The 21,335-nt window shown below is 60.1% G+C and carries 22 protein-coding genes; 4 read left to right on the top strand and 18 right to left on the bottom strand.

Translation table 11 applies throughout. The features are described from left to right. Position 1: 1 nt before the first annotated feature. From EV130_RS23700 to EV130_RS32680, 12 genes are all read right to left on the bottom strand, one after another. Entirely contained in the window at positions 2 to 625 is a 624-nt protein-coding gene (locus tag EV130_RS23700; RefSeq protein ID WP_074063262.1) for a Urease operon accessory protein, read from the bottom strand. A gap of 11 nt (positions 626 to 636) precedes the next feature. After that, positions 637 to 1,050 carry a lysozyme inhibitor LprI family protein gene (locus tag EV130_RS23695; protein ID WP_074062051.1) on the bottom strand — a complete coding sequence of 138 codons (414 nt, stop codon included), beginning with the start codon at positions 1,048 to 1,050 and terminating at the stop codon, positions 637 to 639. Between the two features lie 23 nt (positions 1,051 to 1,073). Beyond that, the gene (locus EV130_RS23690; RefSeq protein WP_022716977.1) at positions 1,074 to 1,379 is read right to left on the bottom strand and encodes an urease subunit beta; all 306 of its coding nucleotides are present in this window, start codon (positions 1,377 to 1,379) and stop codon (positions 1,074 to 1,076) included. A 10-nt stretch (positions 1,380 to 1,389) separates the two neighbouring features. Next, positions 1,390 to 1,644 carry a DUF1272 domain-containing protein gene (locus tag EV130_RS23685; RefSeq protein ID WP_074062052.1) on the bottom strand — a complete coding sequence of 85 codons (255 nt, stop codon included), beginning with the start codon at positions 1,642 to 1,644 and terminating at the stop codon, positions 1,390 to 1,392. A gap of 10 nt (positions 1,645 to 1,654) precedes the next feature. Continuing rightward, complete coding sequence (locus EV130_RS23680) at positions 1,655 to 1,957, bottom strand: urease subunit gamma (RefSeq protein WP_024315673.1); 303 nt, start codon at positions 1,955 to 1,957, stop codon at positions 1,655 to 1,657. Positions 1,958 to 1,979: 22 nt separating this feature from the next. Next, positions 1,980 to 2,801, bottom strand: coding sequence for an urease accessory protein UreD (locus EV130_RS23675; protein ID WP_074062053.1), 822 nt, complete (start codon positions 2,799 to 2,801; stop codon positions 1,980 to 1,982). A 162-nt stretch (positions 2,802 to 2,963) separates the two neighbouring features. Continuing rightward, entirely contained in the window at positions 2,964 to 3,659 is a 696-nt protein-coding gene (gene urtE, locus EV130_RS23670) for an urea ABC transporter ATP-binding subunit UrtE (protein WP_074062054.1), read from the bottom strand. A 218-nt stretch (positions 3,660 to 3,877) separates the two neighbouring features. Then, positions 3,878 to 4,633 carry an urea ABC transporter ATP-binding protein UrtD gene (gene urtD, locus EV130_RS23665; protein ID WP_074062055.1) on the bottom strand — a complete coding sequence of 252 codons (756 nt, stop codon included), beginning with the start codon at positions 4,631 to 4,633 and terminating at the stop codon, positions 3,878 to 3,880. A 6-nt stretch (positions 4,634 to 4,639) separates the two neighbouring features. Then, the gene (urtC, locus tag EV130_RS23660) at positions 4,640 to 5,803 is read right to left on the bottom strand and encodes an urea ABC transporter permease subunit UrtC (RefSeq protein ID WP_074062056.1); all 1,164 of its coding nucleotides are present in this window, start codon (positions 5,801 to 5,803) and stop codon (positions 4,640 to 4,642) included. After that, on the bottom strand, positions 5,800 to 7,419 hold the full coding sequence (gene urtB, locus EV130_RS23655) for an urea ABC transporter permease subunit UrtB (protein ID WP_074062057.1): 1,620 nt from the start codon (positions 7,417 to 7,419) through the stop codon (positions 5,800 to 5,802). The genes urtC and urtB overlap by 4 nt, the downstream gene beginning before the upstream one ends. A 119-nt stretch (positions 7,420 to 7,538) precedes the next feature. After that, complete coding sequence (urtA, locus tag EV130_RS23650) at positions 7,539 to 8,831, bottom strand: urea ABC transporter substrate-binding protein (protein ID WP_074062058.1); 1,293 nt, start codon at positions 8,829 to 8,831, stop codon at positions 7,539 to 7,541. A gap of 158 nt (positions 8,832 to 8,989) precedes the next feature. Continuing rightward, entirely contained in the window at positions 8,990 to 9,160 is a 171-nt protein-coding gene (locus EV130_RS32680) for a hypothetical protein (RefSeq protein ID WP_155774455.1), read from the bottom strand. A gap of 349 nt (positions 9,161 to 9,509) precedes the next feature. Between EV130_RS32680 and EV130_RS23645 the strand changes: the two genes are divergently transcribed. The 4 genes from EV130_RS23645 (at position 9,510) to EV130_RS23630 (ending at position 15,593) form a co-directional block, all read left to right on the top strand. Continuing rightward, a complete protein-coding gene (locus tag EV130_RS23645) occupies positions 9,510 to 12,896 on the top strand; it encodes a hybrid sensor histidine kinase/response regulator (RefSeq protein ID WP_074062059.1) in 3,387 nt (1,128 codons plus the stop codon). Beyond that, positions 12,889 to 13,806 (top strand): response regulator transcription factor, encoded by a 918-nt coding sequence (locus tag EV130_RS23640; protein ID WP_074062060.1) that lies wholly within the window; start codon positions 12,889 to 12,891, stop codon positions 13,804 to 13,806. The genes EV130_RS23645 and EV130_RS23640 overlap by 8 nt, the downstream gene beginning before the upstream one ends. Before the next feature lie 37 nt (positions 13,807 to 13,843). Further along, positions 13,844 to 14,269, top strand: coding sequence for a GNAT family N-acetyltransferase (locus tag EV130_RS23635; RefSeq protein ID WP_074062061.1), 426 nt, complete (start codon positions 13,844 to 13,846; stop codon positions 14,267 to 14,269). A 139-nt stretch (positions 14,270 to 14,408) separates the two neighbouring features. Then, positions 14,409 to 15,593, top strand: a complete 1,185-nt coding sequence (locus EV130_RS23630; protein WP_132661625.1) for an acyltransferase family protein — start codon at positions 14,409 to 14,411, stop codon at positions 15,591 to 15,593. Between the two features lie 25 nt (positions 15,594 to 15,618). Here the strand turns inward: EV130_RS23630 and EV130_RS23625 are convergent, their stop codons facing one another. The 6 genes from EV130_RS23625 to livM all read right to left on the bottom strand — a co-directional run bounded on the left by EV130_RS23625 (position 15,619) and on the right by livM (position 21,331). Further along, complete coding sequence (locus tag EV130_RS23625) at positions 15,619 to 16,587, bottom strand: 2-hydroxyacid dehydrogenase (RefSeq protein ID WP_132661623.1); 969 nt, start codon at positions 16,585 to 16,587, stop codon at positions 15,619 to 15,621. Positions 16,588 to 16,713: 126 nt separating this feature from the next. Then, complete coding sequence (locus EV130_RS23620) at positions 16,714 to 17,835, bottom strand: branched-chain amino acid ABC transporter substrate-binding protein (RefSeq protein ID WP_074062064.1); 1,122 nt, start codon at positions 17,833 to 17,835, stop codon at positions 16,714 to 16,716. A 120-nt stretch (positions 17,836 to 17,955) separates the two neighbouring features. Continuing rightward, positions 17,956 to 18,309 (bottom strand): DUF6867 family protein, encoded by a 354-nt coding sequence (locus tag EV130_RS23615; protein WP_074062065.1) that lies wholly within the window; start codon positions 18,307 to 18,309, stop codon positions 17,956 to 17,958. A 24-nt stretch (positions 18,310 to 18,333) separates the two neighbouring features. Next, positions 18,334 to 19,062, bottom strand: coding sequence for an ABC transporter ATP-binding protein (locus EV130_RS23610; protein WP_074062066.1), 729 nt, complete (start codon positions 19,060 to 19,062; stop codon positions 18,334 to 18,336). Then, a complete protein-coding gene (locus EV130_RS23605; protein WP_074062067.1) occupies positions 19,062 to 19,940 on the bottom strand; it encodes an ABC transporter ATP-binding protein in 879 nt (292 codons plus the stop codon). The genes EV130_RS23610 and EV130_RS23605 overlap by 1 nt, the downstream gene beginning before the upstream one ends. After that, complete coding sequence (livM, locus tag EV130_RS23600; protein ID WP_074062068.1) at positions 19,940 to 21,331, bottom strand: high-affinity branched-chain amino acid ABC transporter permease LivM; 1,392 nt, start codon at positions 21,329 to 21,331, stop codon at positions 19,940 to 19,942. Before livM ends, EV130_RS23605 begins: the two co-directional genes overlap by 1 nt. Positions 21,332 to 21,335: the final 4 nt, after the last annotated feature.

Below are 21,335 nucleotides of genomic sequence, written 5' to 3'. Positions count from 1 at the left end.
ATCAGGCTCCTTGGGAGGAAGAAAGAAAAGTGTCAGCAGGATGGCGCGTCAGCCGGCCATTGGCGATGTAGCTGTCGACAAGCTGCCTTTCGGCGGCGAAAGGATGCCATTCCCAGCCTGCGTGACTGAAGCCGGCAAGGCCGACCTCGACCTTAGGAAACCTGCGGAAGGTAGCGGCAATTGCAATCATACCGCTGCTCGGAACGACGTAAGGGGCGGGATCAAAGGGGGCAAGGGCGTCGTCGACTGCTTCATGAATCACTTTCTCAACGACCATATGTTCCTTGCCAGCGTTCTGGCAGAAGACGTTGAAGTGACTCGTATAATCGTCGCAGAAATCGTCGAGCTCGGGATGCGAAGCGGCAAGGGGCGCACGCAAGACGGCGAATTTTTCAGGATCGCGCACGCTCCAGATTTCCGCAGCCTCCATGACGGCCGGGTGCATCCGCCACGTATTTGAACCCAGCATCGCCTTGGCCGGACGCCCGGTGTTGCAGACGGCTACGACGTCGGTGCGGCCGGGGCTTGCGGCATAGGAGCGGCATTCGTTGAAACGGATGACGAAGTCCGCAGCCGCGATTGCCGCTGCTCCCTCCTCGCCGATTTCCCCATTGCCGACGATCATGATCTTGCAGCTCACCTCAATCCCACCGCATCGGAAAGCTCTTTGAGCTGTTTTGTGCGTTCTTCGCTCAGGTTGGCAAGACAACCTGCCACCAGCATCGGCTCCATCGTGCCGCCGCGCGCCTGGAAGCCGTAAGCCTCGCACTGGGCATCCCGATAGGAAATCCAGGCGCGCTGCGCCGTTAGCAGCGCCTTTTCGGCTCCGCGATCCTTCTCGTCCAGATCCTTGTCGGTCGCCGCAAGCGCCGCACGCGTCTTCTTCCACTGCTCGTTCAGCGCCGTGTCTGCCGCCTCGTATCGGGACTGCTCGCAGAAAGTCATGTCGGCCTGCGTCTTCGGGGCCTTGCAATCCGGCTCCTGGGCCTGTGCGGCACCGGCCACGATCATTCCCGCCGCAGCGCCGGTCAGGTACCAATTCAACCGCATCGATTTCCTCCCGCTTTTTCTTCTCAGAGCTTGCCCATCACGAGCTGGCGGAAGCCATAGACCTCGCGCTTGCCTGACAGAGGGATCAGCGTCACGGAACGCGTCTGACCCGGCTCGAAACGCACGGCGGTGCCCGCCGGGATGTCGAGGCGCATGCCCTGCACCTTGTCGCGGTCGAAGGAAAGACCGGCATTGGTTTCGGCAAAATGGTAGTGGCTGCCGACCTGCACCGGGCGATCGCCGGTGTTCGACACTTCAATGGTGACGGTCGGTGCACCGGCGTTCAATTCGATGTCGCCGCTTGCGGCAATGATTTCGCCTGGGATCATCTTCTTTTCCTCACGCCGCCTTCACGGGCATGCAGCCCTGGGCCTTCAAGATACGTTTCGTCGACGCCGGATATCTGGCGAGCATGGCGGCCGGACGCACCGGGCGGCAAGAAAACTCACCACCGCAATTGGGGCATTGGCCCTGAAGCACACCGTCGGCGCAATCAGCGCAGAAGGTGCACTCGAAAGTGCAGATCATCGCCTCGCGGCTTTCCGGCGGCAGGTCCTTGTCGCAGCATTCGCAGTTCGGACGAAGTTCGAGCATTGCGACCTCCTCAGCGGATCGGTTCGTGGACGGTGACGAGCTTGGTGCCATCCGGGAAGGTCGCTTCCACCTGCACATCATGGATCATCTCGGCGACGCCCTCCATCACCTGATGCCGGCCGATCACATGAGCGCCCGCTTCCATCAGTTCTGCGACCGGGCGGCCGTCACGGGCGCCTTCCACGACAAAGTCGGTGATCAGCGCGATCGCTTCGGGATGATTGAGCTTCACACCGCGTTCCAGCCGGCGTCGCGCCACCATCGCCGCCATGGAAATCAGCAGCTTGTCTTTTTCTCTCGGAGTGAGGTTCATCGTCCATCCATCTGCTTAGAAACTAGAGATTCCAGACTTTCGGCACAGGCGCACCGTTGCGCAAGGCGGAAATGACCGGGATCAGGATTTTTCTGAGAACAAAGCCGTCAGCGGCTGCAGCGCGCACGACGAGCTTGCCGTTCCAGGCGCTGGCGCCTGCCGCATGTCCGTCGAGCAGTGGGCGCATTTTCGCGAGATAGGCTTCTGCAAGGGGCCCGGCATAAAGCAAGGTTGCAAAAGCCACCTGCCCACCGAGGACGGGCTGGCGAGCAGTCAGCGCGCCGATCGCGCCGTCAAGCCGCAACTCCTCGGCATGGATCAGCTTGCCAGCGCGCCTGATCCGCCAGCGATCACGGAAAAGGCCGGTCTCCATCTTCTCTCCCATCGCCTTGCGGCCGAGCAGGATCGCCTCGACGGCCAGGAATTGCGCCGTCTCGCTTAGATCGACGTCGAGGCGACGCGACAGCGAAGCGCGATCGAACAGGATCGTCTCCTGCGGCAGCCAGTCGACCCGTGCATCTGCACCGACCGCGATCGTTGTCGTCACTTCGGCCGTTCCAGCGGACGCCTTGTAGATCTTCTCGCAGGCCTGTGTCGTCACGTCGATACGCGTCATCGGGCCTGCAACGACGCTCCAGTTCATCTCGTCGCCGCCGGTGAGCCCGCCCGCCGTATTGATGATGACGGCCTCCATGGAAGCATCGAAAGTCTGCGGCAGGCGTATCTTGGCGGCACCTTCCTGATAGAGTTCGCGGATGCGCGTGCGCCCGTCAAGCAGCTTGGCCGAAAGGTGCCCGCGCCCCTGCGCCCTTTGTGGCCTGGTGTTTGCCGCCGCGATCGTCATTCCATCCCCTTTGTGCCTTCGCCGTTTGCCCGGCCGTTCTCATTCAATGCCGCAAATAACTGAAAGCAAGCAATTTTTATGCCGCCTGCCGATCTCAAAGGAACGGCGGCAGACGCGGCTGCTCAGGAAATGGAAGCTGCCTTGGAAAGCGGCATATGCCGTTCAGACGGTCAGGTGGCGCCTGGCCTCGGGCGTATCGAGCGTTTCTGCCGACCCCTCGTGGACGACCTCGCCGCGGTCCATGATGTAGACGTAGTCGCCAAGCTCACGGCAGAAGTCGAGATACTGCTCCACGAGCAGGATTGCCATGCCGGTTGAATCGCGCAGATAGCGGATCGCCCGGCCGATGTCCTTGATGATCGACGGCTGGATGCCTTCGGTCGGCTCGTCCAGCACCAGGATCTTCGGCCGCGTCACCATCGCCCGGCCGATTGCCAATTGCTGCTGCTGGCCGCCAGAAAGATCGCCGCCGCGACGCGACAACATCGACCTCAGCACCGGGAAGAGGCTGAAGATATCGTCGGGGATGTTGCGGTCGCGGCGGCCAAGCGGAGCAAAGCCGGTTTCAAGATTTTCCTTGACGGTGAGCAGCGGGAAAATCTCGCGCCCCTGCGGCACATAGCCGATACCCTGCTTGGCGCGCGCATAAGGCGGCATGCCGTTCAACGCCACGTCATTGAAGCTCACCGTTCCGGCCGAGAGCGGATGCTGGCCGGTGACGGCGCGGAGAAGAGAGCTCTTCCCCACACCGTTCCGCCCCAGCACGCAAGTGATCTTGCCCATCTGCGCCTTGATCGAGATGCCGCGCAACGCTTGTGCGGCGCCATAATGAAGGTTTGCGTTTTCAACTGTCAGCATGAGGCCGCCTCCTGGCGCGTTGCGGGTTCAAAGATTTCTCCCCAACCGTTCGCACGAGAGGCGGTGGCTGACTTGGAGCTACCGTCTTGGTTTCCATCAACCCGCAAAGGCGGACGATCACGGCAATGAGCGAGCGACCCGGTTAAACTCCTCCCTCCTTTGCGAAGGGGTTGGGGAAAGCACAAAGCCCCACCAACGACAAACAGATCAATCATCCTTCAGCGCCCCAAATAATTCTCGATCACCTTCGCATCGGAACTCACGAAATCGATCGATCCCTCGGCAAGCACGGACCCTTCCGCCAGGCAGGTGACCTTTACGCCGAGGTCGCGGATGAAGCCCATGTCGTGCTCGACGACGACGACGGAGCGGGTCTTGGCGATTTCCCGCAGCAGGATTGCCGTCTCCACGGTTTCGGCATCGGTCATGCCGGCAACCGGCTCGTCGACCAGCAGCAGCTTCGGCTCCTGTGCAAGCAGCATGCCGATCTCCAGCCATTGCTTCTGCCCGTGAGACAGACTGGCTGCCAGATCGCCGCTGCGATTCGTCAGCCGCACGGTCTTCAAGATTTCCTCGATGCGCGCCTTGTCTTCAGACGAGAGGCGATAAAAGAGCGTCGGGAAAACGCCGCGCTTGCGATTGAGTGCCAGCTCCAGATTGTCCCAGACCGTATGGCTTTCGAAGACCGTGGGCTTCTGGAATTTGCGGCCTATGCCGAGTTGGGCGATATCGGCTTCATCTTTCTTCGTGAGGTCGATATCGCCGTTGAAATAAACCTCGCCCTCATCGGGCCGCGTCTTGCCGGTGATGATGTCCATCATCGTCGTCTTGCCGGCACCGTTGGGGCCGATGATGGCGCGAAGCTCGCCGGGCTCGATGACGATCGAAAGCGAGTTCAGCGCTTTGAATCCGTCGAAGGACACCGAGACGTTGTTGAGGTAGAGCACGCTGTTGGGTTTGATATCCGGTATCATGGCCGCTCACTCCGCTGCCTGGATTTTCGCGTCGACGCCTTCTTCCTGAAAAGCAGGCGGCGCCGTTTCCGTCCTCGACTTCTTCTTGCCGAGGAATTGGGCGATCGTGCCGACGATACCTTTCGGCAGGAACAGCGTGACGGCAACGAAGAGACCGCCGAGCGCAAAGAGCCAGAACTCAGGAAAAAGTCCGGTGAAGATGGTTTTGCCGCCATTGACCAGAATCGCACCGATAATCGGCCCGATCAGCGTCGAGCGGCCGCCGACGGCCGTCCAGATGACGACCTCGATGGAGTTTGCCGGTGCGAATTCTCCAGGATTGATGATGCCGACCTGCGGCACGTAGAGCGCGCCTGCAATGCCCGCCATCATCGCCGAGACGACAAAGGTGAAGAGCTTGAAGTGTTCGACGCGGTAGCCGAGGAAGCGCGTCCGGCTTTCCGCATCGCGCACACCGACCAGCACCTTGCCGAACTTCGAACGCACGATGGCCGAAGCAATCAGCAGGGACAGCGCCAGGAGGGTTGCGGTCGCGGCGAAGAGCGCTGCGCGCGTTCCGTCGGCCTGTACGTTGAAGCCGAGGATGTCCTTGAAGTCGGTCATGCCGTTATTGCCGCCGAAGCCCATGTCGTTGCGGAAGAAGGCAAGCAGCAGCGCATAGGTCATGGCCTGGGTGATGATCGACAGATAGACGCCGTTCACTCTGCTCCGGAAGGCGAACCAGCCGAAGACGAAGGCGAGCAGCCCAGGCACCACCAGCACCATCAGCGCTGCAAACCAGAACTGGTCGAAGCCGTACCAGAACCAGGGCAGTTCTTTCCAGTTCAGAAACACCATGAAGTCGGGCAGGATCGGGTCGCCATAAACGCCGCGCGACCCGATCTGGCGCATCAGATACATGCCCATCGCATAACCGCCGAGTGCGAAGAAGGCGCCGTGACCGAGCGAAAGGATGCCGCAAAAACCCCAGACCAGGTCGAGTGCCAGGGCCAACAAAGCATAGGTGAGGTACTTGCCGAACAGCGCCATGATGTAGGTCGGGATATGCAATGTATTGTCCGGACCCGTCATGAGGTTCAGAACCGGCACCAGCACGGCGACCGTGAGCAGAATGGCGACGGCAATGGAAATCTTGCGATCGAGAGACCGGAGAAGGAAGGCCGTAATCATGCTTCCACCGCCCTTCCTTTGAGTGCGAAGAGCCCGCGCGGACGCTTCTGGATGAAAAGGATGATGAGGACGAGCACGAGGATCTTGCCGAGCACCGCGCCGGCGAAGGGCTCGAGGAACTTGTTGACGACGCCGAGCGACAACGCGCCCACCAACGTGCCCCAAAGATTGCCGACGCCGCCGAAGACCACGACCATGAAGCTGTCGATGATGTAGCTCTGGCCAAGGTTCGGCGAGACGTTGTCGATCTGCGAGAGCGCTACACCCGCCATGCCGGCGATGCCGGAGCCGAGCGCGAAGGTGAAGGCATCGACCCAACCGGTGCGGATTCCCATCGACGAAGCCATGCGGCGGTTCTGCGTGACCGCGCGCATCTGCAGACCGAAGTCGGAGCGCTTCAAGAGCAGCAGCAACGTCACGAAGACCATCATTGAAAAGACGATGATCCACATGCGGTTCCAAGTGATTGACAGCCCGCCGAGTTCGAAGGCGCCGGACATCCAGCTTGGATTGCGCACTTCGCGATTGGTCGGGCCGAAGATCGTGCGAACCGCCTGCTGCAGGATAAGCGATACGCCCCATGTCGCCAGCAACGTTTCGAGCGGGCGGCCGTAAAGATAACGGATGACCATGCGCTCAATGACGAGGCCGACGAAGCCAGTGAAGACAAAGGCCGCCGGAATCGCAATCACCAGCGAATAGGTTGCAAGTTGGGGAAAGCTCGATGCGATGTGTTCCTGCACGACATAGGTAGTGTAAGCGCCGATCATCACCATTTCGCCATGGGCCATGTTGATGACGCCCATGACACCGAAGGTGATGGCAAGCCCGATTGCCGCCAGCAGCAGCACCGAGCCGAGCGACAGGCCGTACCAGACGTTCTGCACGATATCCCAGAGCGCCAGGTTGCGCTTGATACTGGCGATATTGGCCTCGATGCCGGCCTTCAGGTCGTCGGGTGCAGTCTCCATCGCGGTGGTCAGGATGGTGAGTGCGTTGCGGTCTCCGCGAGCCGCGATTGTATCGATCGCCGACTTCTTGTCTTCGGCGCTGACATCGCTCTTCAGCATCATGACGGCGCGGGCCGCTTCCATCGTATTCTTGATTTCGGCATCTTTTTCATCGGCGAGTGCCGCGTTCAGAAGCTGAAGATTGGAAGGGTCGGAATCCTTCAGCAGCCCCTGAGCGGCTGCAAGCCTTGCGGAACGGTCCGGGCTCAGCAGCGTCAGCGTGCTCATGGCGCTGGCGATCACGCCACGCAGGGAATTGTTGATCTTGACCTTGGACATGTAGTCGGGATCGATATCGGCGACAGCCTGGCCGGTGATCGGGTCGGAATAGGTCGGCTCGTCGTCGGTGCCACCCAGCAGGAGAACTGGCCCGCCTTCTTCGGAATTCACGTAAAGCTGGCCGTCGCTCAGCTGCTGCAGGATCTGGCCGACGTGCAGATCTCCTGAAGCCACAAGAGCCTTGATGGCGGCTTCGCGCTCCTGAAAGCCGCCGGCACCGAGCGCATCGACAAGAGCGTGGACATCGTCCTGGGCCTCGAGCGCCGTGGCGAAGGCCGGCAGGGCAAGGCAGATCGTCAGAAGGAAAATCTTGATGGCGCGAAACATGGGCTCTCTCGCCTGGCTTGTCGTTGGCCTTGTGGGCGGCAATCGCTCGGGACTGGACTTCCGCCCGGACAAGGGATCCGGACGGAAGGCTTCAGGCAGTCAACGGACCGGGTTCGTACTCAGGAGCCCTTGCCGCCGCACTTGCCCGTTGCAACGTTGAAGTTGCCGCAGTTCATGGGCTTGCGCCAATCGGAGATCAGGTCCTTGGAGTCCGGCAGGAAGTCGGACCATTCGTCGCCGACGACGGCTGACGTTTCCTGGACTATTTCGAACTGGCCATCGGCCTGGATTTCGCCAATCAGCACCGGCTTGGTTATGTGGTGGTTCGGCATAACGGTGGCATAGCCGCCGGAGAGGTTCGGAACCGTGGTGCCGATGATGCTGTCGAGAACCTTGTCGGTATCGGTCGTTCCGGCCGCCTGGACAGCCTTGACCCATGCATTGAAGCCGATATAGGCGGCTTCCATGGGATCGTTGGTCACGCGCTTGTCGTTCTTGGTGAAGGCGTGCCATTCCTTGATGAACTTCTTGTTGGCCGGGCTTTCGACCGACTCGAAGTAGTTCCAGGCTGCGAGGTGACCGACGAGCGGCTTGGTGTCGAGACCGGCAAGCTCTTCTTCGCCGACGGAGAAGGCGACGACCGGGATGTCGGTTGCCTTGATGCCCTGGTTGCCCAGTTCCTTGTAGAAGGGAACATTGGCGTCGCCGTTGATGGTGGAGACGACGGCTGTCTTCTTGCCGGACGAGCCGAACTCCTTGATCTTGGAGACTTCCGTCTGCCAGTCGGAGAAGCCGAAGGGCGTGTAGTTGACGATGATGTCTTCCTTCGGGATACCCTTGGATACGAGGTAGGCTTCCAGGATCTTGTTGGTGGTGCGCGGATAGACGTAGTCGGTGCCTTCAAGCACGAAGCGCTTAACACCTTCCTTTTCCATCAGGTAGTCGACAGCCGGGATCGCCTGCTGGTTCGGAGCAGCGCCCGTATAGAAGATATTGCGCGAAGACTCTTCGCCTTCATACTGAACCGGATAGAAGAGCAACGAGTTCAGCTCTTCGAAAACGGGCAGGACCGACTTGCGCGAAGACGAGGTCCAGCAACCGAAGACGGCCGCAACCTTGTCCTTTTCGATCAGCTCGCGTGCCTTTTCGGCAAACAGCGGCCAATCGGAGGCTGGATCGACGACAACCGCTTCCAGCTTCTTGCCGAGAAGGCCACCCTTTTTGTTCTGCTCGTCGATGAGCATAAGCATGGCATCTTTCAGCGTCGTTTCGGAGATGGCCATGGTACCGGAGAGCGAATGCAGAACGCCGACCTTGATCGTGTCGGCGGCGGCTGCGGCTCCGTGGAAGGCGGCTGACGCCGCCATGACGGCGCCAAGCGCGGCGCCCGTTACATAGGACTTGAGATTCATCTGGTTGAACTCCCCTCTTCTTGTTCCGCAACAGGCCGGAAACTGAAATTAACCGTTGCTTAAAGAACTATCGGGGGCTGCTGCGCAAAACCGTATACGCAATATGACGTAGGGGTGGGGGCGAAATGGGCAGGTCGGCACGGCAATGGCCTTCAGGGTCACCGCTGCCATGCAGCCGTCGAGGCGCGGGTTAGTCGCGCAGGGCCCATGTTGGCCCAGCTACTGTCCTTGATGGTGAGCGTCACCCCGGTCGGGCCGCAGGCAACGGCTGCCCAATGGCGCTTCAGGCTGGCCTTATCGAAGGTGCCGGTGACGGAACCCGCCTTCAAGAACTCGATCCTCGTTCCCCAGGCACCGTTTTACGTGCCGTAGCCGTCTCGGCGGCAAAGACGTTGAGCCGACCATAGCCTTCCGCGTCGTCGCCGGCCGACTGGGCACTTGCAAGCGACGGCATGACGATCAGAAGAACGAAGAGCGCGGTGGACAACCGGCGATAGCGCAAGACAGACGTCGTGGATTTCCGTATTCCAGGAAGGAATGGCGGACCGATAGGATTTGCGCGTTCCAAAAATATGGATGTTTGGTGAACTTGCGGCGTTGCACCTCTTGCGTTTTCCGTCATTCCTGCCAAAGCTGCCTATTCAATGATCACTTTATCGAGAACGCTAGAAAATAGGCATGGCAGCGCGCCAACGCATTATTCCGGTAAGACGCGAATATAATCGCTGGGTTGCCAACCAGACGCTGGAAGACTATGCGCTGCGCTTCACCGCCAAGAGCGCCCGGCAATTTTCCTCGCAGCGCATCTCGCAGACGGCGATCGGTGCGATTTCCTTTCTCGCGCTCGAAGCGATCGGGGGTGCCATCACCCTCTCCTATGGCACGACCAACGCCTTCTACGCGATCGTCGTCGCCTCGATCGCCATGCTCGCGATCGGTTTGCCGATCAGCCGTTATGCAATCAGGCACGGCGTTGACATCGACCTTCTCACGCGCGGGGCAAGCTTCGGCTATATCGGCTCGACGATTACCTCGCTGATTTACGCCAGCTTCACCTTCATGCTCTTTGCGATCGAGGCTTCGATCATGTCGGGGGCGCTGGAACTGACGCTCGGCATCCCGCTCTGGATCGGCTACATCGTCAGCGCCGTCATGGTGATCCCGCTGGTGACCTACGGCGTCAAGCTGATCAGCAGGTTCCAGCTCGTCACCCAGCCCTTCTGGATCGTGCTCAATATCCTTCCCTTCATCTTCATCGCATTCCTGGATTGGGAAAAGTTCGATCTCTGGCGCGCCTTCGCGGGCATTCGTCACGCTTCGGGCCCGCCAGGTACAGTCGCGGATTTCAACCTGATGGAGTTCGGGGCTGCTTCTGCCGTGATCCTTGCTCTCATGTCCCAGATCGGCGAACAGGCGGACTTTCTCCGCTTCCTGCCACCGGGCGGACAGCGCAAGCTGCGTCATCGCCTCGCCGTCTTTCTGGCCGGCCCCGGCTGGGTCATCATCGGCGCACCGAAGCTGCTTGCCGGCTCCTTCCTCGTCGTTCTGACGTTAAGCGCCGGCGTTCCAGTCGACCGCGCCGCCGATCCGGCGCAGATGTATCTGACCGCTTTCGGCTACATGATCCCCTGGGATATCGGGGCATTGCTGCTGATGGCGGCCTTTGTCGTCGTTTCGCAGTTGAAGATCAACGTGATGAACGCCTATGCCGGCTCGCTCGCATGGTCGAACTTTTTCTCGCGCCTGACCCATAGCCACCCCGGTCGAGTCATCTGGCTTATCTTCAACGTCGCAATCGCCCTTCTTCTCATGGAACTCGGCATCTACCGACTGCTTGAGGAAACGCTCGGGATATTTTCGATCATCGCCATGGCCTGGCTTTGCACGATTTCAGCCGATCTCTTCATCAACAAGCCGCTCGGCCTTGCTCCGCCAGGCATCGAGTTCAAGCGCGCCCATCTCTACGACATTAACCCGGTCGGCCTCGGCGCCATGGGCCTTTCGGCAACGGTCGCGCTGGTTGCGCATTTCGGCGTCTTCGGCGCCGTTGCCGCTTCGCTTGCACCCTACATCACGCTGGTGATCGCGCTCACGGCCTCGCCGCTGATCGCCTGGGCGACGAAGGGCAAGTTCTACCTGGCGCGCAAACCGCGTCACAGCTGGAAGAACCTGACGAACATCACCTGTTCCGTCTGTGAACATCCGTTCGAGCCGGAGGACATGGCCTGGTGCCCGGCCTATGCGGCGCCGATTTGCTCGCTCTGCTGCTCGCTCGACAGCCGCTGTCACGACATGTGCAAGCCGAAAGCGCGGTTCAACACGCAGGTCGGCACCGTCGCCAAGGCCTTGCTGCCGGAGACCGTGATCGAGAAATTGTCGACCCGTCTCGGGCGTTACGGCATTGCAGTGGTTCTGGCCCTGACAGCGGTCGGCGGGATCCTTGCGATGATTGCCCATCAGGTCGCCTCGGCCTCTCCGGAAACGGCGGAGGTCGTCAACGGAACGATCCTGATCGTCTTCTTCGTCTTTTCCGTCATCGCCGGCGTCGTCTGCTGGTTCTACGTGCTGGCCCATGACAGCCGCGTCGTCGCCGAAGAGGAATCGTCGCGTCAAAATACTCTGCTCCTGAGGGAAATCGCCGCGCATAAAAAGACCGACGCAGCGCTTCAAAATGCCAAGGAGGCGGCAGAAGCCGCGAACCGGGCGAAAAGCAGGTATGTGGTGGGCTTGAGCCATGAGCTGCGTACGCCGCTCAACGCCGTGCTCGGTTATGCCCAGATCCTTGAGCGCGACGAGACCATCCCCGCGCCGCGCCAATCATCCATCAAGGTCATCCGCCGCAGCGCCGAACATCTTTCCGGGCTGATCGACGGCTTGCTGGACATTTCCAAGATCGAGGCGGGCCGCCTGCAGGTCTATTCCAATGAAATCAACATCCACGATTTTCTCGACCAGATCGTCGACATGTTCCGCCCGCAGGCGCAGGCCAAGGGCCTTGCTTTCAGGCATGAGCGCTCTCCGTCTCTTCCGCAGTTCGTCCGCACCGACGAGAAACGCTTGCGCCAAATCCTCGTCAATCTGCTTTCGAACGCCATCAAGTTTACCGACGAGGGGAGCGTGACCTTTGATGTGGGCTATCGCAGCCAGGTCGCGACCTTCACCGTTACCGACACCGGTCGCGGCATTGCCGAAAAGGACCTAAGCCGCATCTACGAACCTTTCCAGCGGGGTGAGGCCGAAAGCGTCCGACCCATGCCGGGGCTTGGGTTGGGGCTGACGATCACGCAACTCCTCACCAACACGCTCGGCGGCGAAATTTCCGTCAGCAGCGAGAAGGACAATGGCTCGACCTTCCGCGTTCGCCTGATGCTATTTGCCGTGATGCGCGAAATGGTCGCGCCGCCCCAGGAAAAGAAGATCGTCAGCTATGACGGCCCGCGCCGGACGATCGTCGTCGTCGACGACAACGAAGATCATCGCGAGATGATGCGGGAAATCCTGGTGCCGCTCGATTTCGTCGTGTTGACGGCGGGCAACGGCCCGGATTGCCTCACGCTGATCGAAGGCATTCAGCCGGACCTCTTTCTCGTCGATATTTCCATGCCCGGCATGAACGGCTGGCAACTCGTATCGCGCTTGCGCGAAACCGGCCAGACCTCCCCGATCGTCATGCTCTCCGCCAATATCGGAGACGCCGCGGCCGCGGCCGACAGCGATGGCAGCCACAGCGATGCAATCGGCAAGCCTGTCGATATCAAGCAGCTTCGCGACAAGCTGGCGCTGCATCTTGGCCTGAAGTGGATCTATGCCGACACCGCCCAAACAACCATTTCCGTGGCTCAGCCGCCGATGAAAAGCCCCGGCTGCGCCCATATCGAGGAATTGCTCCGCCTCGGCGAGATCGGCTATATCCGCGGCATCGAAGCCAAGCTCGCAGACCTTGCCAAGGTGGAGGCAAATCAGCCATTTGCGAATGAACTAAGCACCTATGTCGCCGCCTTCGATCTTGCCGGCTTCATGACCTTCCTGCACGGATTCGACGAAAAGGTAGAAACCATTGGCTGAACCGGCCCTCCCCCGCGATATCGTTCTGCTGGTCGACGACTCCCCCGAGGCGCTGGGGTTCTTGACCGATGCGTTGGAACAGTCCGGTTTTTCCGTACTGATCGCAACCTCGGGCTCCGCAGCCTTGAACATCGTCGAGCGCATCACGCCGGATCTAATCCTGCTCGACGCGGTCATGCCTTCGATGGATGGCTTCGAGACCTGCCGGAAGCTGAAGGCCAATGCGGCCGTCAGCCAGGTGCCGGTGATCTTCATGACCGGCCTCACCGAAACCGAACACGTCGTCCACGCGCTGGAATCGGGCGGGGTCGACTATTTGACCAAGCCGATCAATATCGACGAGCTTCGCGCCCGCATTCGTGTGCATCTACGCAACGCGCGTTCGGCGCAAAGCGCCCGCGTGGCCCTCGACGCTGCCGGACGCCACCTGCTTGCCGTCAAAGGCGACGGTGCCGTTCACTGGTCGACGCCGCAGGCAACCCGCCTCGTCAACGCAGCGACGGGCAGTGACGACGGCATGGACATCGTCACCAATCACATCGCCGATTGGATGAGAACGCGCGCTGCAGCCGGGCGCGATTCAATCATCTCCATCGCCAACGCAGGCCAGGCAACGCTTCAACTCGGTTTCCTGGGAACCATCGGCCCCGACGAATATCTCTTCCGCCTGACCGCCGCCAACCATCGCAGCGACGACGCCGTGCTTCGCCAGCATTTCTCCCTGACCCAGCGCGAATCGGAGGTGCTGCTCTGGATCGCCAAGGGCAAGGCAAATCGCGACATCGGCGAAATTTTGGGACTATCGGCTCGCACGGTGAACAAGCACCTGGAGCAGATCTACGTGAAGCTTGGCGTCGAAAACCGGGCCTCGGCTGCGGTCAAGGCGGCACATGTGCTGCATGAGATGTGAGCGTCAGGTCAGCTTGGCGAGATAGAGGCTGGAGATATTGATCCGGAAGGCTACAGAACGGGATATCGCACGCATCGTGGAAATCCGAAACAGCGTTACCGAAAACAGGCTATCGGATCCCGGCAAGATTACACTCGACGAACTGCGCTGGTTTATTGCAAACCCCGGAATATTCGTCTGGGAACAGCAGGGCGACGTCCAAGGCTTTTGCGCCGGCGACCCGCGCAACGGCAACCTCTGGGCGCTCTTTGTCGATGACGCTTTCGCAAAGCGCGGCATCGGAACGGCCCTTCTTGCCAGGGCCTGCTCGGTCCTGGAGGATGCGGGCCATGATCGCATCTGGCTGACAACAGACCCGGGAACAAGAGCCGAGAGGCTCTATCGTCAAGCTGGCTGGGAACTGATCGGCGAGAAGGACGACGAGCTGCTTTTCGAACTGAAGCTTCCGGGCGGCAGTACTTGATTGGCACGCATTTCATCCATGGCTCAGAACCCGCGCCTTAGGCCAGGAGGACTATTTTTACCAAGCTTACGCAGTGATCCTTAAATCCTTTGCGCGTAGGCAAAAGGCACCATAGGCGATTGAACGGCAGGCGGCGGGCATGAAAAGCAGGCTTTACTATGTGGATCGGCTGAGGATCTTCGCCTTTGCGATTCTGCTCGTCTACCATTCGTCGGCGTCCTTCCTGCCCGACATCAACTGGCTAATCCACAGCGACAAGACAAGCACCACGCTTTCGCTCGTCATGGACTTCCCGCGCGCTTGGCGGCTTGCGCTATTGTTCTTTGTCTCGGGCATGGGAGCAGCCTTTACCTTCGGCTCGGCAGGCAGCCTGTCCTTCCTGCGCAAGCGCACGTTTCGTCTGCTGATACCCCTGCTCTTTGCCATGGCCGTGATCGTCGTGCCGCAGGTGTGGTACGAACGCATGTACGAGAACGGCTATCAGGGTTCACTTTTCGAATTCTGGATGACCCGCTACTTCACCGAAGGTCGCTACCCAAGGGGCAACTTCACATGGGCGCATATGTGGTTCGTGGCCTACCTGCTGGTCATGTCGGTGATCTGTTTTCCCATCTTCGGATACCTGGTACGGCCCGGAAACAAGATCGCAGCTTGGTTCGAACGCACCTCGAAAACCGGCTTCGTCTACCTCTTCTTCCTTCTGCCGCTCGCACTCAACCTGGCGCTTTCGCCTTTCTTTCCGAAGCAAACCAATGCCCTCTACAATGACGGCGCGTGGTTTGCCGTTTGGGCAAGCTGGTTCGGACTGGGTTTTCTCATGGCTCGCTATCACAGTGCGCTGATCGAAACGATCATCGGCCGGCGCTTTGTCAGTGCTGCTATCGCCCTTGTGACCAGCGTGCTGCTCTATCGCTACGCCTGGCTGGTGCCGCAGGACCAGTCGATCGGCAGCTACGGGCGAGATACGCCGCTGTTCAAGGCGGGAATCTTCCTGCTGGCCTGGAGCATGATCCTGACGCTCGTCGGTTTTGCTGCCCGTCACTTCAATCGGCCCAGTGAAAAGCTCGCTGCAATGAACCGGCTGGTATTCCCGCTCTACATCGTGCATCAAACCGTGACGGTAGCCGCGCTGTACTATGTCCTACCGCTCGATATGCCGGTCGCCGTGAGCTATTCGGCCGTCACGGCCGCAACGATCCTGCTTTCGGTGCTCTTCGCCGTCTGCGTCGACTTCGTGCCTGGCCCGGCACGCGTCCTGTTCGGCTTGAGCGGTCGTGGCAGGAAGGTTTTAGCAAGCGAGCCCGATCGGCAGCTTTCGCGATAGGTCGTGCTTCGTCCGGAAGACGAAATCAAACGACGCGATCCGGCGGCTCACGCCCGTCGAAGAAGTTCGTAATGTTTTCCACGACCTTCATTCCCATTGCCGTTCGGGTCTCCTGCGTCGCGCTGCCGAGGTGCGGCAGCAGGACGACATTGTCCATCGACTTCAGCTTCTCCGGCACCTGTGGCTCCGCTTCGTAGACGTCAAGCCCGGCGCCGCGGATACTGCCTGTCTCAAGGGCGTTGATCAGCGCCGCCTCGTCGACCACGTCGCCGCGCGCCGTATTGATCAGAAATGCGCCTGGCTTCATCGCCGCAAAGCGCGCTGCATTCATCAGGTGCCGGTTCTGTGACCCGCCGGGGCAATGGAGCGAAACGAAATCGGAAGCGGCCAGCACCTCCTCGATCGTCGCCAGTTGGCGAGCCCGGTAGCGCGCAGCCTCCGCGGCATCGATCGTCGAGCGATTGTAAAAGACTACCTCCATCCCGAATCCGAAATGGCAGCGCTGCGCAAAGGCTCGACCGATACGGCCGAATCCGATGATCCCGACCGTCTTGCCGGCCACCTTTGTGCCGATCATGTGGGTCGGACACCAACCCTCCCATGCACCGGCGCGAAGCTGACGCTCACCCTCCCCGCCCCGGCGAGCAACGGCGAGCAGGAGCAGCATGGCGATGTCCGCAGTGCAGTCGGTGAGCACGCCGGGCGTATTGGTGACCAAGATGCCTTTCGCCTTGGCGGCGAAAATATCGATGTGATTGTAGCCGACGCCGAAATTGCCGAGAATTTTCGTGCGTGTATCGCCTTCGAAAACGCTGGCAGGCAGCTTGTCGGAAACGGTGGGAAGGACCGCATCATAGGCTGTCATCGCCTCCCGCATCTGATCGAGACCGAGCGGAATATCCTTCTCGTTAAAGGTTGCGTCGAAGCGTTCGGCAAGGGCGGCTTCTGCCGCGGCGGGCCAGCGGCGGGTGACGAGGATGCGCGGTCGGGACATTGGTGCTTCCGTCTCAAGATTCTACGCCTCAAAGAACTAGAGGATGACCGCATGAATTGAAACGCAAAAAGAAAGAAGCCCGGTCTCGACCGGGCTTCCGTAAATCGCACTGGCGTGAAGCGAAGCTTACATGGTCTGCGGGAAGTAGCTGTACTTGCCGTCCGGACCCTTCTTCCATTCGTACATGATGTAGCCTGGAATCTTCGGGTCGCCCTTTTCGTCGAAGGAGATATCACCGAGAACCGTGGGGAACGGACCCTTTTCCTTCATCGCGGTTGCGACGGCTTCCGGATCGGTCGAACCGGCCGCCTTGGCAGCACCGGCGATCGCCTGCAAGGCAGCGTAGGAGTAGAGCGTGTAAGCTTCCGGGTTGAAGCCGGCAGCCTTGAACTTTTCAACGAGTTCCTTGTTGGCCGGGTTGAGCGTCGGATCCGGGCCGAAGGTGTTCAGCGTTCCGGCAACTGCGTCGCCAGCGATGGAAGCAAGTTCGTTCGAGACGATACCGTCGCCGGAAACGAGCGTTGCCTTCAGGCCCTGGTCGGCAGCCTGACGGATGATGAGACCGGCCTCGGTGTGCAGACCGCCCCAATAGATGATCGACACGCCGGCTTCCTTCATCTTTGCGATGAGGGCGGAGAAGTCCTTGTCGCCGACGTTGATGCCTTCATACATGGCTTCGGTAACGCCAGCAGCGTTCAGGGACTTCTTGGTCTCGTCGGCAAGACCCTGACCGTAAGGTGTCTTGTCGTGAACGACAGCGATCTTGGCGTCCTTGAAATGATCGGCAAGATACTTGCCGGCAATTGCGCCCTGCTGGTCGTCACGGCCGCAGGTACGGAATGTGTTCCACAGGCCGCGCTCGGTGAACACTGGGTTCGTTGCGGCCGGGGTGATTTCGAGGATGCCGTTTTCAGCATAGACTTCAGACGCCGGGATCGAAACGCCCGAGTTGAAGTGGCCGATCACGAACTTCACGCCGTCAGCAACGAACTTGTTGGCGACCGAGATGCCCTGCTTCGGGTCCGAGACGTCGTCACCGAGTTCGAGCTTGATCTGCTCGCCGTTGATGCCGCCTGCGGCGTTGATATCAGCGGCTGCCTGCTCGGCACCCTTCTGAAGCTGAGCGCCGAACGCAGCGTTCGGGCCAGTCAGGGGACCGCCGACGCCAATGAGAATGTCGGCCCAGGCGTTGCCGCTGAAGGCGACCATCGCCGTCAGCGCCACTGCCGACAGAAGAGATTTCTTCATATTCTTACTCCCAATTTTTGGGCGGGTTCCGGTCCAAGACCCGGCGCATTACCCACCATTGACTGCGCCAGGAAAGCTGTTCCACTCTGAAGGCAATTCATGCCTAGATTCAACGGACTGTCAATGTTTGTCCTTCCACGAGAACGCGGAAGTTTTTTCGTACAGCCAGTAATAGTTGTTGACCATCTGATTGGTGCGGCGATAGCGGAAACCCACTGTCGAGAAGACGAGCAGCAGCACGAAATCGATGACGTAGAAGAAGGCGCTGAGCATCGGCCCGTTGAAGAGCGCATGATGCAGGAACTGCATCACCCAGGCGAGCAGGAAGGTGTACACGACCACCTGCGGATAGTTGCTCCAGTTCTCGGCTGCCGCTTTGCCGGCGCGCCATGCCGTCCAGAACCCGATCAGCACGACCAGCCCGCGGATGACCATCCGCACGCCCGTATCCGGTTCGAAGAAAAGTCCCTGCATATCAAACTCTCCCTTCTGCCCGGCTCAATGTCTTCCGCCTTCGAGATAGGCGGCACGGACTTCCGGATTGGCGAGCAGTTCCTTGCCGGACCCGCTCATCGTCACCTTGCCGTTCACCATCACGTAAGCGCGGTGAGAGAGCTTCAGGGCAGCGAATGCATTCTGCTCGACCAGGAAAACGGTGAGGCCCTCCTGCTCGTTGAGCTTCTTGATCGCCTCGAAAATACCCTTCACGATCAGCGGCGCGAGACCGAGCGACGGCTCGTCGAGAAGCAGGAGCTTCGGGCGCGCCATCAGCGCACGGCCGATCGACAGCATCTGCTGCTCGCCCCCCGAAAGCGTGCCACCGCGCTGCGCGTGGCGTTCCTTCAGGCGCGGGAACAGTGTGAATATCTTCTCGACGTCCTCGTTGAAATATTTGAGGTTGTCGAGGCCCGCACCCATCTGCAGGTTTTCCGTGACGGTCATGCGCGGGAAAATGCGGCGGCCTTCCGGCGACTGCGCAATGCGAAGCCGCGCGATGTCGTGCGTCGGCATGCGGGTGATGTCGCGCCCTTCGAAGATCACCGCGCCGGTGCGCGCCTGCGGGCTGCCGCAGATCGTCATCATCAGCGTCGACTTGCCGGCGCCGTTGGCGCCAATGAGGCTGACGATCTCACCCTTGTTGACGTCGACATCGATGCCCGCGAGCGCACGGATATTGCCGTAATAGGTTTCGACGCCCTGAACCTTGAGAAGCTGTTCGCCGGCCATCAGTTTGCGCCCCCTTCGAGGCTCTCGACAGTTGCGATGACCTCTTCCACTTCCTTGTCCTCGACACCGAGATAGGCCGCGATGACCCTCGGGTCGTTCTTCACATGACCCGGCGTGCCGTCGGAAATCTTCTGCCCGTATTCGAGCACCACGACATGGTCGGAGATTTCCATGACCACCGACATGTCGTGTTCGATGAGCAGGATCGACGTACCGGTGTCGGCGCGAATTCCCTGCAGCAATGCGTTGAGGGCCGCCGATTCACGCGGATTGAGGCCGGCGGCGGGTTCGTCCAGGCAGAGCAATTCCGGCTCGGTGCACATGGCGCGAGCGATTTCAAGACGCCGCTGCGCGCCATAGGGCAGATCGCCTGCAGGATCGTCGGCGCGGCTGATCAGATCGGCCTTTTCCAACCAGAAGCGTGCGAGCTCGATGGATGCTGCAGCCTCCTTCCGGTAGGGACCGATGTTGAGCAGGCCGAGGATCGTATAGCCCGATGCCTTCATCAGCTTGTTGTGCTGGGCAACGAGCAGGTTCTCAAGAACTGTGAGGCCCGAGAACAGGCGGATGTTCTGGAAGGTACGCGCGACCCGGGCTTCCTTGGTGATGCGGAAATCCGGCAGGCGCTCGAGCAGGTACTGCTTTCCGCTCTGCTGGTTCAGCGTGATCATTCCCATCGTCGGCTTGTAAAAGCCGGTGATGCAGTTGAAGACGGTCGTCTTGCCGGCGCCGTTCGGGCCGATCAGCGCGGTAATGTCACCGCGCTTGGCTTCGAAGGACAGGTCGTTGATGGCCATGAGGCCACCGAACTTCATCGACAGATGCTCGACCTTGAGAAGGGTATCGCTGGACATTGTCGTCATTTTTGCGGGGCTCATCAGCCGTGCCCCTCCTTGATAAAGCTTCCGGAAACTGCTCTGCGCTCTTTGAGGAAGGCAGTCGGTTCACGCGAGCCGACGAAGCCGCGCGGCTTGAACAGCATGACGACAACCATGGCGAGGCCGAAGAGAAGCATGCGGTAGAGTTCCGGCGTGAAATCCGGACCGAAGACGGCTTTCAGGAAGTCCATCTCGCGCAGCAGTTCCGTGCCGCCGACCATGACGAGCGCAGCAATCGCGATACCGGTCAGCGAGCCCATGCCGCCGAGAACGACGATGGCCAGAATGACGGCAGACTCCAGGAACACGAAGGATTCGGGAGAGACGAAACCCTGGCGCACTGCGAAGAACGAGCCTGCAAAGCCGCCGAACATCGCACCCATCGCAAAGGCTGTGAGCTTGGTCGTGACCGTATTGATGCCCAGAGACCGGCAGGCGATTTCGTCTTCGCGCAGCGCTTCCCAGGCGCGGCCGATCGGCATGCGGCGAAGCCGGATCGTGACATAGGCCGTCAGCATGCAGAGGGCCAGGATCAGATAAAAGAGGAAGATCTTGTAATAGGCCGACGACATCGGAAGGCCCATGAGCTTGGCAAAGCCGCCCGACGTCGCATCGAAAGGAATGCCGAACAGCGTCGCCTTCGGGATGCCCGATATGCCGAAGGTACCCTTGGTCACGGCCGTCCAGTTGATGAGCACGAGACGGATGATCTCACCGAAGGCGAGCGTCACGATGGCAAGATAGTCGCCGCGCAAACGCAAGACGGGGAAGCCGAGGATGACACCCCAAAGCGCCGCCAGGATGCCCGACATCGGCAGCAGAAGCCAGAAGGACAGGCCGAAATAGCTGGACAGCAGTGCATAGGAATAGGCACCGACCGCGTAGAAGGCGACGTAACCGAGGTCCAGCAGACCGGCAAGGCCGACGACGATGTTGAGGCCCCATGCGAGCATCACATAGATCAGAATCTGGATACCGAAGTTGTCGACCCATTTCAGCGAGCCCTGCGCGCCTAAAGCTGCGTAGATGACCACCGGATAGAGCAGAAGTGCAACCAGCGCGATTTTCAGGAAATGCTGGCGGAGAAAACCCTTTTCGGCCGAGATGTCGAGCTCGCCGTGCTTTGCCTTGGCAAGCTTGCGCTTGTCGATGTTCGGCTTGACGAAAACGACAATGACGAAGCGGCTGATCGCAGCGATCGCCACGAAGATCGCGAGCAGGCCCCAGCGCTGAACGATGATGAGTTCGTTGTTGATGTCCTGATCGGTCTTGAGACCGACGTAGAGAACGAACAGACCGAGAGAAAGCAGGGCCGCGAAGAAGGCTTCCGTAAGTCCTTTCTGGACAAGCCCGGGTGCGGGCTTGCCAGCAGAATTTTCGATGTTTGCCATGATG

The sequence above is a fragment of the Rhizobium azibense genome (assembly GCF_004342325.1).
Lineage (GTDB): Bacteria > Pseudomonadota > Alphaproteobacteria > Rhizobiales > Rhizobiaceae > Rhizobium > Rhizobium etli_B.
The sequence above is the reverse complement of the archived record's forward strand: the minus strand, read 5'-3'. Positions and strand labels throughout refer to the sequence as shown.